The sequence below is a fragment of the Vibrio sp. R10-SG3-ISO10 genome (genome assembly GCF_059834185.1).
Genome location: NZ_JCBDHG010000022.1, coordinates 18,425 through 37,824, shown reverse-complemented (window position 1 = coordinate 37,824; position 19,400 = coordinate 18,425). Strand labels below are relative to the sequence as shown.

The window sequence follows — 19,400 nt, the reverse complement described above, 5'->3', positions numbered from 1 at the left end:
ACTGGATTGGGTTTAAACAGACTATTCACGTTACATCCTTGAGGTTGTTATTTTTATACCCCACTACCCTAACTGAGCTTCGCAGACGTAACATCATTCCCAGCGTCTACGCCTTAAACAAAGATGTTCATCACATTCCTTATTGCTAGGGGAGGAGTAAGGATTATTGATAGCGTCGATAGAAGTTGATCTTGGTTCAAACTTGGGAAATTACCCTCGAACTGCAGTGCAAACTGTTGTTGTAGAAATGGTGAGTAAACTTTAAGCAATTAAGCGTTGGTGGCGCGTTTTATTCTCATAACTGATACAAATGACAAAGTTTTTCAGCCGAAACTAAATTCTAATCACCTTTAACCTGCGAAACCCCTTATGTAACCTATACTTATATCTTGCTTATTGATAATTGTGTCGAATATAAAATGCTGGAAATGCGAGCTATATTTGATATTTTGTGCGTATATTCTGACAAAAACTATAACAAAACGTTTCTAGCTTCTTGCTCAGCCTGCAGGAGTGTGATTAGGAGACCTTATGGACGTAGAAGTATTACGCCAAGCCGCGATAGTAAAAGAAGTTTCTGGTGATGTTGTTGCTGTCAAACCAGATGGAAGTGCTAAGAAAGTCGTTGTAGGCGATACCATTCCTAGTGGTGAAATCGTTATTACAGCCAACCATTCGACAATTTTAATGGAATCCTCTGAGGCTGCCATTAATCTCGACGCGAACACTCTGGCTACAGAAGATGACCTCGGTGGTTGGGGAGTTGCCCCGGTTGCCGGAGAAGTGAACTTTGACCTTGCTCAATTGGGTGAAGGTGCGATCAGCGAAGATGAATTAGCAGCCATTCAAGATGCTATCTTGGCAGGCGCTGACCCTACAGAGTTGCTAGAAGCTACGGCGGCAGGTGCAGGTGCCGCAGGCTCAGCAAACGGTGGCTTCGTTACTATCGACTACAACGGCACTGAAGTTCTGGCGAGTACTTTCTTTGAAACGTCGGGTTTTTCTACAGACTCTACCGAACAGGTAGATGATGAAATTAGACCGATTATTTTTGCAGGTGGCGGGCAAAGTATCAGTGAGTCGCTGATTGAGGGTTCTTTGTCTGATGGAACCTACCCGCAATCTGTCACAAGCTCTGTGACCGTTGTGGCTGCTGACCTTTCTTTAGATCCTACGACGTTTGTTCCCGCTCCTACTTCTTTAGCATCGCTACTGAGTGAACTTAATTCCGACATTACTTCAAATGGCGAAGCGGTTACATTTACATATAACGCTACAACTAACACCATTGTTGGTATCGATGGTGATGGTAACTCTGTCCTCACTATAGATATAGATGCGACTAGCGTAGGTAAAGATGTAAATCTAGAGCTAACCACCACAATTTCACAGCCAATTGATCACACGCCTTCTGTTGGTGGAGGCCAAGTCGCTTTCACAGGCGATCAAATTACCGTTTCCTTTGATATTACAGGTACAGATACGGGTGGAAACCCAATCCAAGCTCCGATTGACGCTCAGGTAACCATTGGGGATGGTACCGATCCTAGTGTTGCAAATATTACTGAGACCAATGTCTATGAAGCGGGTTTGGACGACGGTTCGAAGGTTGGTGATACAAGCACTACGGCAAGTGGAACCATCACTTTTGCTGCGGGAAGCGATGAAGTTACTCAGGTACAGATTGATGTCGATGCATTCAATTCCTCTCAGCAAACATCACCAATTACTTCGCAAGGCGAAACCGTTGTATTAGAAGCGGTTGCAGGCCAGCCTGGCGTATATGTTGGTTATATTACGCTAGAAGGAAATCGAGTAGATGTACTTCGCGTTACGCTTAATGATGTCGTTAAAGGTGGGACTGACACGTCACCCACTTTTAATGCAGGTTATTCGATTGAACTGCTTGAAGAGGTCGATCAAAGCCAACAAGGCGGTGCACTAGACCAAGACTTCGTGGCGATCTCATTGCCAGTCTTTGGGATCGATGCCGATAATGACCAATCATCGCGTTCGAACCTAGTGGTGAATGTGGGCGATGACATCCAAGTCGTCACTGATGGCTCAATCAGCGTGGTTGAGCCAACGGTAGGCCAATCGGCGCAAAGCAACGAGATTGATGTCATTACTGAAGCGGGTGCCGACCAAGGTAAAGTGTCGACGGTGACGTTTGACGGTCAAAGTATCAACTTCAATGAGAACCAAAGCGAGTACCCAGTTACCGACGGTAAGTTGGTGGTGTCTGCGGACGGTAAGATTTCCTTTATTCCTAACAGCGATGTCGACCACTCCGCGAGTGAAGAGATTAAACACACCATTGTTGTGACCGTGAAGGACAACGACGGTGATGAGCTAACCAGTACCGTCGACCTGACGATTAAAGATGGTGCTGACCCAGTCATTAATACCATTGACCAAGCCAATGTGTATGAAGCGGGCTTAACCGATGGCTCCAAAGTCGGTGACACGGTGACGACGGCGACTGGAGACATTAGCTTTACCACTGGCAGTGACACTGTAGTGGCAATGAAAGTGGATGTGGCTGAGTTCAACCGTACTTCGACGCTGGAGTCTGCGGGTCAAAAGGTCGTGCTGGAAGAGATTACGGGCCCGAATGGTGAGTTCACTGGTCAGTACGCCGGTTACATCACGCAGAATGGGGTTAAGGTTGAGGTGCTCAACGTGACCCTCGACCAGAGCAACTTAGGCAAGTACACCGTGACCTTGTCGCAAGAAGTTGACCACGGTGCACAAGGCATGGATTCACTGGCGGTGAATGTACCTGTCTACGCGGTGGATAAAGACAACGACAATTCAGCGAATGTGAACCTGAAGGTCAATATTGGTGATGACATCCAAGTCGTGACCGATGGCGCAATCAGCGTGGTTGAGCCAACAATTGGTCAATCGGCGCAAAGCAACGAGATTGATGTCATTACCGAAGCGGGTGCCGACCAAGGTAAAGTGTCGACGGTGACGTTTGACGGTCAGAGTATCAACTTCAACGAGAATCAAAACGAATACCCGGTTACCGATGGTAAGTTGGTGGTGTCTGCGGACGGTAAGATTTCCTTTATTCCTAACAGCAATGTTGACCACTCCGCGAGTGAAGAGGTTAAACACACTATTGTTGTGACCGTGAAGGACAACGACGGTGATGAGCTAACCAGTACCGTTGAACTGACGATTAAAGATGGCGCAGACCCAGTCATTAATACTATTGATCAAGCCAATGTGTATGAAGCGGGCTTAACGGATGGCTCCAAAGTCGGCGATACAGCAACCACGGCCACGGGTGACATTAGCTTTACTACTGGCAGTGACACTGTAGTGGCGATGAAAGTCGATGTGGCTGAGTTCAACCGCACTTCGACGCTAGAGTCAGCAGGTCAAAAGGTCGTACTAGAAGAAATCACTGGCCCGAATGGCGAGTTCACCGGTCAGTACGCTGGTTACATTACGCAGAATGGGGTTAAGGTTGAGGTGCTCAACGTGACCCTTGACCAGAGCAACTTAGGCAAGTACACCGTGACCTTGTCGCAAGAAGTCGACCATGGTGCACAAGGCATGGATTCACTGGCGGTGAATGTGCCTGTCTACGCGGTGGATAAAGACAACGACAATTCAGCGAATGTGAATCTGAAGGTCAATATTGGTGATGACATCCAAGTTGTCACCGATGGTAGTTTGAGCGTGGTTGAGCCAACGATTGGCCAATCGGCGCAAAGCAACGAGATTGATGTCATTACCGAAGCGGGTGCCGACCAAGGTAAAGTGTCGACGGTGACGTTTGACGGTCAGAGCATCAACTTCAATGAGAATCAAAGCGAGTACCCAGTTACCGACGGTAAGTTAGTGGTGTCTGCGGACGGTAAGATTTCCTTTATTCCTAACAGCAATGTTGACCACTCCGCGAGTGAAGAGGTTAAACACACCATTGTTGTGACCGTGAAGGACAACGATGGTGATGAGCTAACCAGTACCGTCGAACTGACGATTACAGATGGTGCTGACCCAGTCATTAATACCATTGACCAAGCCAATGTGTATGAAGCGGGCTTAACCGATGGCTCCAAAGTTGGCGATACAGTGACGACGGTGACTGGAGACATTAGTTTTACCACTGGCAGTGACACTGTAGTGGCAATGAAAGTCGATGTAGCTGAGTTCAACCGTACTTCGACGCTGGAGTCTGCGGGTCAAAAGGTCGTACTAGAAGAAATCACTGGCCCGAATGGCGAGTTCACCGGTCAGTACGCTGGTTACATTACGCAGAATGGGGTTAAGGTTGAGGTGCTCAACGTGACCCTCGACCAGAGCAACTTAGGCAAGTACACCGTGACCTTGTCGCAAGAAGTTGACCATGGTGCACAAGGCATGGATTCACTGGCGGTGAATGTGCCTGTCTACGCGGTGGATAAAGACAACGACAATTCAGCGAATGTGAATCTGAAGGTCAATATTGGTGATGACATCCAAGTTGTCACCGATGGTAGTTTGAGCGTGGTTGAGCCAACGATTGGCCAATCGGCGCAAAGCAACGAGATTGATGTCATTACCGAAGCGGGTGCCGACCAAGGTAAAGTGTCGACGGTGACGTTTGACGGTCAGAGTATCAACTTCAACGAGAATCAAAACGAATACCCGGTTACCGATGGTAAGTTGGTGGTGTCTGCGGACGGTAAGATTTCCTTTATTCCTAACAGCAATGTTGACCACTCCGCGAGTGAAGAGGTTAAACACACTATTGTTGTGACCGTGAAGGACAACGACGGTGATGAGCTAACCAGTACCGTTGAACTGACGATTAAAGATGGCGCAGACCCAGTCATTAATACTATTGATCAAGCCAATGTGTATGAAGCGGGCTTAACGGATGGCTCCAAAGTCGGCGATACAGCAACCACGGCCACGGGTGACATTAGCTTTACTACTGGCAGTGACACTGTAGTGGCGATGAAAGTCGATGTGGCTGAGTTCAACCGCACTTCGACGCTAGAGTCAGCAGGTCAAAAGGTCGTACTAGAAGAAATCACTGGCCCGAATGGCGAGTTCACCGGTCAGTACGCTGGTTACATTACGCAGAATGGGGTTAAGGTTGAGGTGCTCAACGTGACCCTTGACCAGAGCAACTTAGGCAAGTACACCGTGACCTTGTCGCAAGAAGTCGACCATGGTGCACAAGGCATGGATTCACTGGCGGTGAATGTGCCTGTCTACGCGGTGGATAAAGACAACGACAATTCAGCGAATGTGAACCTGAAGGTCAATATTGGCGACGATACCGCGACTATTGATGGCTTCAAGATCGGCAGTACCTTCTCGGTTAATGAAGATGATACTAGCTCTGGGTCTTCGCCGGGCAGTGCAATTGCAACAGGTAGCTTTATCACTACTGAAGGTGCAGATACCGTTGTTAAGTATGAACTCGTAAATATCAATACGACGGAGAATGGCCTTAAGTCAGGTGGTTTTGACGTTGATATTACTAAACAGACAGGGACTTCTGATCCCGCGATATATCAAGGTAAGGCGAATGGTGAGCTGGTCTTCACCTTAGAGCTGAACAGCGATGGTAGCTACACCTACACCCAAATTAAGGCCCTAGATCATGCACCGGGCTCTGATTCACTAACGGTTCCGTTTGATGTTGTGGCGATTGACCGAGACGGAGACGTTTCTCCATCGGTTCCTCTTGCTATTGAAGTGAAAGATGACAAGCCAATATTAACAGGCACAACGGGAGAGAAAGTTGTCGACGAAGACGATCTGTCTGGAATTGGTTCGGATCAATCTCAGGATACTCAAATCTCTGGCAACTTCGTTGTAAACGAAGGGGCTGATGGTGTCGTTGAGTATGAGCTTGTGGATGCAGATAATACGCTAAATGGGCTTGAATCTGGTGGTGAAAGTTTAGAGTGGGCGGCCGTTACAAATAGCGGAACTGTGTTTACCTACACGGCACAAACCACCTCAGGCGTGCCTGTGTTCACGATCAAGTTTGATACCGCAGATAACAGCTATACCTTTAATCTTCTTAAGCCTTTGGATCATCCGGATGGTGATGGTCAGAATAGCCTCGACATCAATTTCAAAGTCAAAGCAACAGACTTTGATGGCGATGAAAGTGGCGTCATTGCGCTGCCGATACAAGTGACCGATGACATTCCGCAGCTAACGGGGCAGTCAATCACACGTATCGAAGGCCAAAACTTTGGTGGCTCCAAAGTGGATATGTTCGCTGATGAAACAGATAAGGGTGCGGACAATGCTGCGCTTACCAAGATTGAAGGTACAACTGATGCGAATGGCGCAGAGATTGTATTTGGTGGCCCAAGAGGCACCTACTTAGATTCAGTCGATCTGCGCGATGGCCGCCAAAATGTGCGTGTTTACGAACAAACAGATGATGGCAATGGCGGTACTGATACTCGTCAGTTAGGTATTTTGAGAATTAACTCAAACGGTGAGATTGAATTCCGAGCAACCAACTATCTTGAACACAATGGTGACGAGATTAACTTCAAGGTCAATGTAACTGCGACAGATGGGGACAATGATACCTCTATTGCCCCTCTTGATATCACGATTACTGACCGTGAAGCGCGCCCAATTACGCTTAAAGTGACGACATTCGAAGATGCAGGTCGCGACAGTAGCATCAATTATGCACCTGGCGATGAACCCGCTTGGGAAAACGCTCTGGATAATCAAGCAGGTCTACCAAATGAGCCAGTTAAAGTTTCTTTGTCGGTCAACCTTTTTGATAGAGATAATGCCGAAGACATTGGTCAATTGACGATTAAAGCGGGTAATCATCGTGGCACTTTCTACTATGAAGAAAATGGTGTTTTCCATGAGCTTAAGGCTGATGCCAATGGCGACATTATTTTTGATGGCACTGTGCTACAGCAAAGCTTTACGCAAAGTGGTAACAACACAATAGCGACAATCGACAATCTCTATTTTGTTCCTGATCGTAACTATTCAACCGGTAACGGCGGCGTTCGCATTAACTATCAATTGCAAATCGACAATAACGGCACGGCTGATCATACCGTCGATTCAAACTTTAGGATTGAAGTAGAAAGTGTGGCAGATATTGCTACATGGAACGATAGTCGTAGCACTTACCAATACCAAGTGGAAGAAGATGGAGACAATGTACGCATCCAACTTCGCGCGGAAACTCAAGATACCAGTAGACCAGAGACGATCACATACGAGCTGAAAGTCACGGACGGCGAAGGACACTTTGAGTTGCTTGATCGTAATGGTGACCCGATCTCGCCTGTTAACGGTGTCTATACCATTTCGGCCCAAGACATAAACCGTATTCAGGTTAATCCAGCAGATAACTACTCGGGTCAAATTCGATTTGAAGCAACTGCGGTTACGACTGAGCGATCTAACCCGTATAACGATGGCACCCTTGATAAGGAAAGTGCACGCTCAGAGCCTAAAGAAATCATTATAGATGTCACTCCAGACGCCGATATGGGTAGCTTTAGTGTCAATCGTATCCAAATTAACGAAGATAATATCGCTGATCCTGATTACACAGGAACTGGACCAAACCATGAACCTTTCACGCTCAACGAAGTTATCACAATGAACCCTTCGGTTGATACTGATGGTTCTGAGACTCTGCATGTTCGTATCTCAGATATTACGGAAGGTGCAAGTTTGGTTTGGGTTGGCTCAGGCTCAAGTCAAATCACTACCGTGACGGTCAATGGCGTAACATACCAAGAAATTCCTTATGACCAGCTCGGCAATGTGGAAGTGGTCCCTGATCTGCACAGCAATGTAGATTTCAAGTTTGATGTAACGGGTGTAGTTAAGGATACCGCTAACCTATCGGGTAATGTCGTTCATGTTGATGAAGCGATTATGGGCACCAAAACCGTTAATGTTGCGGTTAAAGGTGTCGCAGATACGCCTGAGAACAACACGGGCAACTCAGCTGACTGGAAAGCGTTTACTGATGGTAGCACCTCAGGTGTAGAAACAACGATTGATGAGAATGGCTCAGCAGAGATTAAGTTCTCGGTGGAATCAGGAGAGTTTGCCCAGCGTCCGGCGGATAATTCTGAGTCGATTACTGTTCTTCTGTCCAACATACCAGATGGTGTGGTGATAGAAGACGCCAGTGGCAATGCGGTGAATTTAAACTTCACGGGTTATGACTCAAATGGCCAACCAATTTATGAAGCGAATATCACCAACCTAGGAGCAGGATCTAATTCAGGTATTGTGATTAGACCGGTCTCGTCTTCTACAGAAAACATCCATATCAAAGAGACCATAATCGTCACGGAAAATGATGGTCACTCTAAGAGCTTTGAACGTGAGATTCGCGTTAAAGTTCAACCGGTTATCGATACACCAGATAACTACAAGAATACCTCTGTGGGTGATGAAGATAGCCCAATCGACATTAAGTGGCATCCTAAGGTAGGCCAAGACTATACCGATACTGATGAACACGTGACATCGATTAAAATTAGCGGTATTCCTGATGGCTCAACGGTTTATGTTGATGGCCAAGTCGTAACGGTAACCAATGGTAGCATTGAGGTTGTTCCAAGTGCGGGTCAATCTCCAGAGGCATTTACTCAAGCAGCCCTGCAAAATGGCTTCATCCAGATAACTCCTCCGAAGGACTCAAGTACTAACTTTGATCTGCAAACGACGATTGAGATAGAAGAGGTCAATCACGAGCATGCTATTGGTCAACCTACCGATGAAGTCGGTCGTGCACAAGCAACACTCAATGGCACCATCACCGTTAAGGTGAATCCAGTCGTTGAGCCTGAAGATGCCAATAATAAGTTAGTTGTGGAAAATGAATCCGGTAAAGTGGTTGGTGATGATATTGCTAAAGCCGTTGCCAATAAAGATGGTGTGATTCAATTTACTACGGATACTAACAAAGACGGCTTAACCGATGAGTTTGTTATTCGTTATCAAGAAACCGATGATTCAGGCCCTGTTGATGAGCCGAATGAACAGGTTACTGAGATCGTCATTCAGTTTGATCCTGCCCAGTCTGCAGTGTTTGATCAATTGGTTGTGGAAGGCGCTTTGTATGAAGGCAACGGCCGCTGGGTTGTGACCAATGAAGATAACTTTAAGATTAAGGCCCCGAACGGTTTAGATTACACACCTAATGATGCTGGTGACCCTAACGTCTTCAATGATATCAAGCTGAAAATTATTACTCAGGTTGTCGACATTGGTGATGATGGCAGCAAGCGAAGTGTTGCGGAAACGCGTGAGACAGACGTTACGCTTTCATTCCCTGAACACGTGAGCGGCAATGAATATGAAGCGGGCACTATTGATATTGTCGATAACAGTGTCATTACTGGTAGCGAAGATACCGTAATAGATTTGGGTAATCAGCTTAAACCGATAATTTCAGTCACCTCGCATGATGGTCATGAAGACATCATTACGATTGTCATCGACAGTACAGTGACAGTAGGCGGCCAAAACTTCACGATAGGTGTGGGTGGGTCTAACGTTGACTTTACCAATGGAAAATATGTCTTTAAGGCAACGCTCACCGCGAGCGGAGACATTGAAGGGCTAGATGGGCTAACCATTACCCCACCTAAAGATTATTCCGGTGACTTTAGGTTACCGCTTACCGTGATTACCACAGACAAGGTATCTGGTGATGAGGTTTCGAGACCAGAGTCGGTCATCATCAAAGTTGATCCTATCGCGGATGTTAAAGATGGGGCGAACCCAGAGCCAGAGATCACATTAGAGGTGAAAGGTTCACTGGATGACTCAATGAACCCGATTGATCAAGATGGTCAAGGTGGGCCGGATAAAGTTGGCTACGAAGATAGTTACATTCAACTAGACCTAGGTTATGACATCGCTGATAAAGTATCAGGCGTTGAAGGTGGTAACGAAGTGCTCTCTTCTGTGACGCTAACTTTAGCGGACACAACGATCGGCGAGTTTTATGACCAAGCAGGGACGAGTTTAGGAACATCAGTAACCTTTACTCAGGCTCAGATCGATGCTGGTGCGCTAGACAATATCTTGTTTAGGCCGAAAGCGAACTACCCAACGGGCAACGATGACAACAAAGTCACGATCAATGTCACAGGCACAGTCACCGACACCGCGACATTTAACGAGCTAGGTACATCATCTAGCCATTCAGATAGTTTCACTACTAGTGTTAGCTTTGAGGTGACGCCAGTAGTGGATGATGTGAAGGTGACAGGACCAGGATCTGATCCTAGCCAAACCATCGAGATAACGGGCAATGAAGACGAAACCATTTCGCTCGGTAACTCCGGTGCTGTTTCCATCGAACTGACTGATACTGATGGCTCAGAATCCTTTGTGTCGATTAAGTTCACTGATGTGCCAGATGGTTTCTTGCTTATCGCTGATCCATCTACCGGCTACACCGTGAAAAATAACGGCAATGGTGAGTGGAGCGTTAAAGTGCCTGCAGGTTCAACAGACTCATTGGATCTAAGTGCAATCTCGGTTCAACCTCCAAGGCACTTTAGTGGTAGCGCTGAGTTTGGCGTGGCGGTCTTTACTCAGGAATCGTTACTTGGTGTACCTACCGCAGCGAAAAACCTGCCTAACTTCAAGCTTACGGTTAACCCTGTTGGTGATATTGTCGATACTGATCCTACAGATTCGGCAACGGGCTCTGAAGGTCAGAATATCGATATTGCCATTAACGCTTCCGTGATTGATAAAGCGATGTCCGCGACAGGAACTGGTACATACACCGAGAACGCGCCTGAAACGATTCGTGTGGAAGTGACCAATGTTCCTCAAGATGCGAAGATCTTCTACCCAGATGGGACGACTCTCGCGAGTTACGATCCAGTAACTAAGGTGTGGACGCTTGATATCCCGGCGCAGCAGCTCGATAAGATCGTGTTTAACTCAGGTGAGCACAACAGCGACACAGGCAATGCTTTAGGTATCGATGGGCCGATACATATTGCTGTGCAGTCAAACGACAATGGCGCATTAGGACCGAAGTCTGAGTTTGATGTCGATTTAGTTGTTGACCCAATCAATGATCAACCTACTTTCGTGAACGTTGTAAACCTAGAAACGTCGGAAGATGTCGCGGGTGGTTTAGCAATCAATCAGTTGTCTCTTGCTGATGTTGATGCCACTTACGATGATCCCGATGCGACTTATACGCTCACTTTGCAAGTTGATAAAGGTACGCTTGAGTTTGTTAATGATGCGAATGTTAACTTTACTCTTGCTGCTGATGGCAGTCTTATCGCAACAGGTAAATTGGCGGATATCAACGCTGCGATCGCTGCGGGTAAAGTCATCTTCAAACCAGATGCTGACAGTAACGACATCAACTCGGGTGGTCCTGTGACTGTGACCGCGACAGTGGATGATGGTGGTAATAATGGTGCGATCGACCCAGGTGATAGCAGTACATCATCGACCAATCAAACCACCTTCTTGATCAACGTAACAGAAGTCAACGATGCGCCAGAGCCGAAAGATTTCAACTTAGCTGATCTGCCAGAAGAGGGCAGTATAACCATCAACGTACAAGATCTTATTGATGGAACTTTCGACAAAGAAGGTGACACCATTACTGTTGAAAGCCTTACTCTAGTTGAGGGACAAGGCACTTTGACGCAGCAAGGAGGTAACTGGGTATTTGAAGCGGCTAAAGATTACAATGGCCCAGTGAAAATCAGTTATGTTGTCAAAGATGACGGCACGACCAATGGTCAATCGGATCACCTGACAGGAAGCGCGGAAATAAACTTTGATGTGACTCCTGTTAACGACAAACCAGTACTGGATATTGACGATATCACTTCATCAATAGACGAAGCGGCGAGCCAACAGCTCAGTGGAATCAATGTTTCAGATGTCGACTATGTCGGGGCGTCTGCTAATGACTTGATGACAGTGACGCTTAACGTGGATTACGGCAAGCTGTCTATCGTATTACCTGCGGGCTCGGGTGTAACGGCTACTGGAGAAGGAAGCAGCACACTAACGCTATCAGGAACTCTAGCGGATCTTAATGCGCTACTTGATACGCCGACAAGCACGACAGGGGTGTTTATTGACGCGAGTTTAGCGCCTTCAAATACCATTGCGCTTGATGTGACTGCTAAAGATAGCTGGAACCCGTCAGGTCTTCGATTGGAAGCAGAACCTAAGCACTATGACATTACGGTTAATCCGGTGGCGAATGCGCCAACACTGGCGTTTGACAGTAAATATGCTTTCAACAAGAACATTACCGCGACTCAAAGTGCCAGCACCAGCGGTATTGCAGTACTTGGTATTATGGCAGCGCTAACTGACACCACAGAAGCACTCACCTTAGAAGTTAAAGATGTGCCTCCAGGTGCGACGTTGGAAAGCACCAACGGTACAGTTTCTTTCGAAAACGGAGTCTGGCATGTGTCGCAGGATGCGATTGACACATTGACAGTGAAAGGTGTGACGGTAGGCGATCATACTTTGCATATTACCGCTGTGTCGGAAGAGCTTGATGGCAATGGCCAACCTCTAGATAGAGCAGAGTCAGTTAACCATATCGCGATCGACCTTAATGTGGTAGATAACGTCACTGCGTTAGAGATTAACAAGTCATCGCAAACAGAAGCCGTACACCTTGATGGCAGTGGCTCGAATAGTACGCTAACAGGTGGTAGTGGCGATGACTTACTGGTTGGTGGAGCCGGCAATGATACCCTCATCGGTGGAGCGGGAGACGACACACTAATGGGTGGCGAAGGTAACGATACCTTAGAAGGTGGTCTGGGCTCTGATATTCTTGTGGGTGGCACTGGAATGGATGTTTTCGTCTGGCGTGAAATCGACGATGGTTCACTTGATACCATCAAAGACTTCAGTGTCAGTGAGGGTGATAAGATCGATTTACGTGAGGTGCTTCCTGAACTGAAATCAGGTTCTTTGGATATGGATACGTTGCTTGAGCATCTTGATGTCAAAGTCGATGGTAACAATGTTGAACTGCATGTTCACCCAGGTGGAGACGGAACCCAAGACCAAGGTATCTTGGTTGAGAATCTTGTGCCTCAGCTTGATAGTGGTTTTAGTGGTATGTCTCATGAAGATATGGTTTCTTCACTACTGCAGCATGTGATGGTTCATGATAACAACTAGAACCACTTAGTTAGCGATGAATACACCAACGCCCCTGATGAGGGGCGTTGTTTTAATTGATAGTTGCTTCAACTTGTATAGTTACTTCACTTTGTAGGTTGCAACAAAACTCGTGACTGCGTGCTCGATGGCTTGCTGAACTTCTTCGCAGCTTGGTGGAGGCAAATGAGCGACTAATTGTGGCCAGAAAATCACCGCTTTAATGCTGCCAATATATTGTTCTATGGCAATAGATACATCGGATATTTCCAATGCGCCTGCTTTTATTCCTTGCTTCGCCCATGTTTGTAAGCCGTATGAATCTCCAACCGACTCGAACTTAGACACCAATACCTTTGAGGTTTCATGACTGCGGATACATTCGGCCATCACAAGCCTTGCGGTAATCTGGTAATCCTCATTGTTGATGTAACACATCTGCTTCAACGTTAATTCGGTTAATTGCTCTTCAATTGATACAGAAGGTTCAAACGCCACCTCACATTGGTCATCAAAGCGGCACATAAGCTTATCCACAATAACTTCAAATAGAGCCTCTTTGTTTGGGTAGTATTTGTAAAGCGTGCGCTTAGATACGCCAGCATGCTTGGAAATACCCTCCATACTTGCTTGTTCGAAGCCTTTTTGAGAAAAAACGTCGATGGCAGATCTAATGATATCTTCTTGTTTTATATCGCTTCTTTTTACCATGAAAAGTATCCAACAGACTTCAAGTAAACGATGGCACTTACTTTATAATTGGTGATGCTAAAAGTATACACCATCGTTTACTTCATAATTGTGATTAATCTTAGTGAGATAGATGCTTAATGTCAAAAACGAGATTAACACAAGATATTGGTGGTTTGAGCAAGAAGTTCAACTGAAAAAAATGACTCTTAGCTATCGAAACTAGAATCTTTAACTATTTATTTTTTAATGCCTTTTGCGGTTTTTCCTACAATTTGCAGGCTTTCTCTCTACTCGCTCTATAAAGCCTTTTGTTTTTATTGATTATTTGTATACTGGCTAAATAACGATTATGCAACAAGTTGGTTTGAGGAGAGTGGTATGGAAAGAGAACAAAGCTTGTTTCAATGGGAAAGGGTGAAGCGATTTAACCTTCCCGTCTGGACTGTCCTTATAGGTGTTCTTATCGCGCGAACCAGCTTCTTTATGGCTTGGCCATTCTTAGTCGTATTCCTGTATCAAGACTACGGCGCGTCGGCAATTGAAGTCGGCGGTATGCTAGCAGCGTCTGCATTTATCGGATCTTCGACAGGTCTTTACTCGGGGTACTTATCCGATAAGTTCGGTCGAAAATGGTTGATGGTAGCAGGTTGCTTTATTGCATTCTTTGCCTACTGTGGTATCGCTCTAGCGACAGAAATGTGGCATTTCCATCTATTAGTATTACTGACCGGTTTGATGCATCCAATGATTGATGGTCCAGCAAAAGCGGTACTCGGTGACTCCTTGGCTGATTTGAAAGACCGAGAATTGGCGCTTAACACACGTTACTTCCTGTTAAACATAGGTGGTGCTGTTGGGCCATTAATCGGCGTTACATTGGCACTGGCTGATCCGCAAAGCCTATTTTTGGTGACAGGGATTACCCACCTTGTGTATGCCTTTTGGATTATGTTTGGTATTGAGAGAAAGAGCCACAAAGCGGATAAAGGCAAGGAGTCTTCTGTACTACCAAACTTTAGGCAAACCCTAAAAGTGATAAGCCAAGACAAAATATTTGTTTTGCTCCTATTTGCTAACTTGCTGCTGATGTTTGTCTACGCTCAATTGGAATCATCAGTGCCTCAAGTGATTGTACGTAGTGGTATTGAAGATGCCGCTAAACTCATTGCTATGCTGATGGTCGTTAATACTGCAACGATAGTTATTTTCCAGTTCCCATTGCTTAAGCTAATGGAGAAGCTGCCGCTGTTTAGTCGCACTAGAATTGGTATGGTACTGATAGCGATGGGGCAGGTTGGCTTTATCGTGTCACCAAACGATTCTGCACTTGGTTGGGCTATCGCGTGCTTTATTATTAGTGTCGGTGAAGTGATCACTTTCCCAACCATCAATGTACAGATTGATCGTCTTGCACCTGACCATTTACGCGGTTCTTATTTTGGCGCCACTGCGCTGTACACGCTAGGTTTCGCGATAGGGCCGCTGCTTGGTGGGGTAATGATTGAATGGTTTGGTGCCACTTGGTTATTCGCGCTCTGTTTTGTTGCCTGTCTAGGAATGATTTGGCTTTATTACGTTGCCTCCAATATTGAAGACACTGTAGAGCGTGAGGTTGCAATGCAGTAGCCCAAGTCTGGGCTACTTATCGAATGTTTAGCGCGCGATTACCTCTTCTTCGCCGGCTCGCTGAGGATCAAGTTGTATCGTTTGAGTCGGGAAGGCGATATCGGCATCATGCTGCTGAATGATCTGGTAGATTTTGAGCAGTACATCTTGCTTCACTTCGTGGTAGCGAATCCAGTTAACGGTTTTTGTAAAGGTATAAACCATTAGGGTCAGAGAGGATGGAGCAAAACCATTAAAGTTAACAATCAGGGTTTGCTGTGTATCGATATCTGGGTGGTTTTCTAGCATGCTTTTAATATCTGATACGATGATTTCGACTTTTGCTCCATCTTTGTATCGAATACCAATGTTCTCGTTAATACGTCGGTTGAGCATGCGAGACGGGTTTTCTACGACAATGTTGCTGAAAACAGAGTTAGGAACGTAGATGGGTCTCTTGTCGAAGGTTCGAATGATCGTCATACGCCATCCGATGCGTTCTACCGTTCCTTCTATCTGTCTGTCTGGAGAGCGAATCCAATCACCAACTTTAAATGGTCGGTCAAAGTAGATCATCATTCCACCGAAGAAGTTAGACAGCAGATCTTTGGCGGCGAGACCAACAATTAAACCACCGACACCACCAAACGTAAGTAGGCCAGACAGGCTTAAACCAAATGCCTGCATGACAGTTAGCGCACCAATGACGATAAAGAACAACCGAGCAACTTTGGCAACCGCCTGTACAGTTGTTTCGTCTCTGTTGTTCTGTTTTAGTACGTACTCTTCAATGTTGTTGATAAGACGCATGGTGATCCAAACGAAAATACCAATCACTAAAATGAGCTTAAGAGTACTCAGCCAGTTAAGCTTGGAGCCCATGTAATCTTGGAGAAGAAAACCTGCTGAGATAGTTGCTGGCCAGCACCATATCAATGCACTTACTGGGGTCTTTAATGCTTCTAGCGTTAGATCATCCCAATGAAAACTGGTTTTTCCAACCAATACCTCTAGTCGGCTGTAGACGATGCGCCATACGATCCACACTAGAAAACTTGCCAACGTGATAAGCAAAACATTGGTATCCCAAGTTTGCAGCATGTTGGCGAGTGGTTGCGGTAATTGCGTGAGTAACTCGTTCATTTTTCGATTCTAATTTGGTCGGTATGGCACAAGTATATGTGTTATATCACAGTCAAACTAGAGGTTATCAACCGACTAACGTGAAATGGAGTGTGTGACAAAGAGACGAGCGTTGATTCTCACTTATTGCCGAAATGATCCGAGAGCGCTGCGCGACGATTTTTAGCGGAGCCTCCTCCTGACATATCGATAGTATTTTCATAGCCCTCTTTGATAAAACGCTGGGTAGGGCTGTTGGGTTCTAAACGCCTAAGTTGAGGAGATTTGAAGGTTCCCGCCAGTTGATAGATGGAATCGCCACCTCCTGTCTGAACGGTAATGCGCTTGCCATCGAAATCAAATTGGGTCGCTATTAATCGGTCGTTACGATAGACGCCGCGCGAATTCAAGGTAAGCACCTCAGTCTGATAAGGCGGCGCACCGATTTCTATCCACCTGCCGTAAACATGTTTAGGGTGGGTATAGTCTTTATAGCTAAAATAAAGCAGTGCACTGAACGCGATAGCCAGAGTGACGAAGATGAACACGAAGGCGGTTCTGATAGCGGAACTTTTAGTCATTTCAACCTGCTGTCTTCGTCATAGGGGTGAATTTACTGCGGACACATAGATTGTCGGAGATTATAACTCAGCGCAATAACGCCTGAGAGAACTTTGAACTCCAGCCCAAAATTGTTGAGGTAACGAATGTGTCCTACATATTATTTTAGCCGACTTCAAGCTAATTAACGAATTGATCGTCGTTGTTGAAATCAAGGTTACCGTGTTGTTTAGTCATCCGTATTATCATCGAGTGACTAATACCAACCAGAATAAATATCTGGCCATTCTTGCTAGTTAAAATCGCTGATAGCTTCGTTATAGCTATGTTTGCAAAGAATGGTGTAGGTAGATCAAATAGCTAGTCGCAATCTATGCCTTGCTCTAAGCGGTTTTTCCTGCGCAATTATCTGATCAGCTATTTATCCCGATTGGTATAAATGTTGTTGCCTGATTTAAAAAAATTCGATAAAACAAATGTTTTGATGGAAAGTAGTTAAGCTCAAGGAGAGATAAATGATCAAGGTAAACAGTTACTTTGAAGGCAATGTTCAGTCACTCGGTTTTACACAGAAAGATGGCGACTCAAGTGTTGGTGTCATGGCTGCTGGCGAGTACACATTTGGTACCGTTGCAGCGGAAAAAATGACGGTAGTTAAAGGTGCGTTGACCGTCAAACTAGCGGGTGCTCAAGATTGGGTAACTTATGGCGCCGGTGAGTCTTTTAATGTTGCTGGTGATTCATCTTTTGATCTGCAAGTGAAAGAATCAACCGCGTACTTATGTGAATACTTGAGTGAGTAATCATAATCATTTTAGTACCTGACAAAACCACGCAGCGGCGTGGTTTTTTTGTGCCTGAAAGTTCTCTTCGTCAACACCACTTGGTAACCCAATGTTAACCAATACCTTGTTACTGTTGCTGCTTGAAGTAACAAGGTATTGAAAGGTCACTCAGTGCGATTCGATTTTAAGTTAGCGGTTCCTAAAAAATGGAAAACAATGGTAGCGCTGTCGCTTGCCATGATTGCCTTGAAGTTTAACTTGTTTGTTATTTGGGGTGTCTTTTGTTGCTTTTGGGGTTTTGAGAACCTGAGGAACAAAGAGGCTTACTTCGTCGAGCGCGTCAAACTGAGCGAAAACCCGGTACTCTTTACCAGTATCATTTTGAGTTGGTTCTTTATGGGCGCGCTCTACTTCTATATGGACGACCGTATCTTCCAGTTTATCTATGCACTTTAGCCATCAAGAGGTGTGACATGAAGGTTTATTTAATCAAAGCGTCATCAGGAAGCGATTATTCAAAGTACAAAGCGCAGACAGGCGGCCCGCCGCAAAACATATTTGCAGCGGCAGCTGCAACGCCTAAGTGGTATAGCTTAGATATGGTTGATGAAACCATCGGCATGAAGGCAGACTTGAAGACAGATGCGCAGTTGATCGTGATATTTATGTCTACACCGGATGCATATAGAGCGTATGAGCTGGCGAAAAACTACCGAGCGAAAGGTAAGCTGGTGGTACTGGGCGGATTACATACCAAGTTCAATCAAGACGAAGCAGCCGACCATGCAGATGCGATTATCATTGGCGAGGTTGAAAACTATTGGCTGGAATTACTCAATCACGCCGAACTTGGTAAGTTGAAACCTAGGTATGAAAGCAAGGAACCGGTTGACCTTAGTCAGATTAACCCTTACCCAACAGATATCATTTCGCCTTCGACTTACCACTACACATGGTCAGTAGTGGTGACGCGTGGATGTCCGTTTAAGTGTAATTTTTGCCTAGTCCCTAGGTTCTTTAACAAGTTCGAGACAAGGCCGATTAGTCATATTGTTGATGAGTTAAAGCACCTAAAGTCGCTTGGGGTTGAATGGGTCGAGCTACATTCAGATAATCTCACTCATAATCGAGAGTTTGCTATTCAACTATTCGAAGCCATTGCGCCACTGAAAATGAGTTTTTATGGTGAGACAACGGTTTTGATTGCACGTGACGAAGAGCTACTCTCAGCGGCCAAAAAAGCGGGCTTTAAAGCGGTCTTGCTTGGAATAGAAACACCATCGGAAGCGGCTTTGAAAGCGCAGAAAAAAGGATTTGTAAAACCAGAAAAAATGAAGGAGTACATCAACAAGATAAGGCAGTATGGCATTGAAGTGTGGGGAGACTTCCTATTCGGATTTGACGAGCACGACACGTCAATTTTTGAGCAAACTCAACAGTTTGTATAAGAGATAAAAGTCGACAAGGTGATCCCGCACT

8 protein-coding genes are annotated in these 19,400 nt (G+C 45.7%); 5 read left to right on the top strand and 3 right to left on the bottom strand.

All coding sequences use genetic code 11. The annotated features are described in order from the left end of the window. Positions 1 to 531: 531 nt before the first annotated feature. Positions 532 to 13,176: a retention module-containing protein gene (locus AC6R16_RS13620; RefSeq protein ID WP_500674716.1), complete on the top strand. Its 12,645-nt coding sequence runs from the start codon at positions 532 to 534 to the stop codon at positions 13,174 to 13,176. 81 nt (positions 13,177 to 13,257) lie between these two features. On the opposite strand, the gene AC6R16_RS13615 is transcribed toward AC6R16_RS13620, so the two are convergent. Further along, positions 13,258 to 13,866: a TetR/AcrR family transcriptional regulator gene (locus AC6R16_RS13615; RefSeq protein WP_500674715.1), complete on the bottom strand. Its 609-nt coding sequence runs from the start codon at positions 13,864 to 13,866 to the stop codon at positions 13,258 to 13,260. A gap of 360 nt (positions 13,867 to 14,226) precedes the next feature. On the opposite strand from AC6R16_RS13615, the gene AC6R16_RS13610 reads away from it, so the two are divergent. Next, entirely contained in the window at positions 14,227 to 15,474 is a 1,248-nt protein-coding gene (locus AC6R16_RS13610; RefSeq protein ID WP_500674714.1) for an MDR family MFS transporter, read from the top strand. A gap of 27 nt (positions 15,475 to 15,501) precedes the next feature. Here AC6R16_RS13610 and AC6R16_RS13605 read toward each other — a convergent pair whose 3' ends face one another. Together AC6R16_RS13605 and AC6R16_RS13600 are read right to left on the bottom strand one after the other, a co-directional pair. Next, positions 15,502 to 16,596 (bottom strand): mechanosensitive ion channel family protein, encoded by a 1,095-nt coding sequence (locus tag AC6R16_RS13605; protein ID WP_239853363.1) that lies wholly within the window; start codon positions 16,594 to 16,596, stop codon positions 15,502 to 15,504. Positions 16,597 to 16,715: 119 nt separating this feature from the next. Continuing rightward, positions 16,716 to 17,156 carry a DUF2850 domain-containing protein gene (locus tag AC6R16_RS13600; RefSeq protein WP_239853361.1) on the bottom strand — a complete coding sequence of 147 codons (441 nt, stop codon included), beginning with the start codon at positions 17,154 to 17,156 and terminating at the stop codon, positions 16,716 to 16,718. Positions 17,157 to 17,651: 495 nt separating this feature from the next. On the opposite strand from AC6R16_RS13600, the gene ppnP reads away from it, so the two are divergent. From ppnP to AC6R16_RS13585, 3 genes are all read left to right on the top strand, one after another. Further along, positions 17,652 to 17,939: a pyrimidine/purine nucleoside phosphorylase gene (gene ppnP, locus AC6R16_RS13595; protein ID WP_500674713.1), complete on the top strand. Its 288-nt coding sequence runs from the start codon at positions 17,652 to 17,654 to the stop codon at positions 17,937 to 17,939. 198 nt (positions 17,940 to 18,137) lie between these two features. Continuing rightward, positions 18,138 to 18,377 carry a hypothetical protein gene (locus tag AC6R16_RS13590; protein ID WP_500674712.1) on the top strand — a complete coding sequence of 80 codons (240 nt, stop codon included), beginning with the start codon at positions 18,138 to 18,140 and terminating at the stop codon, positions 18,375 to 18,377. A 17-nt stretch (positions 18,378 to 18,394) separates the two neighbouring features. Then, on the top strand, positions 18,395 to 19,369 hold the full coding sequence (locus AC6R16_RS13585; protein WP_500674711.1) for a B12-binding domain-containing radical SAM protein: 975 nt from the start codon (positions 18,395 to 18,397) through the stop codon (positions 19,367 to 19,369). Positions 19,370 to 19,400 lie beyond the last annotated feature (31 nt).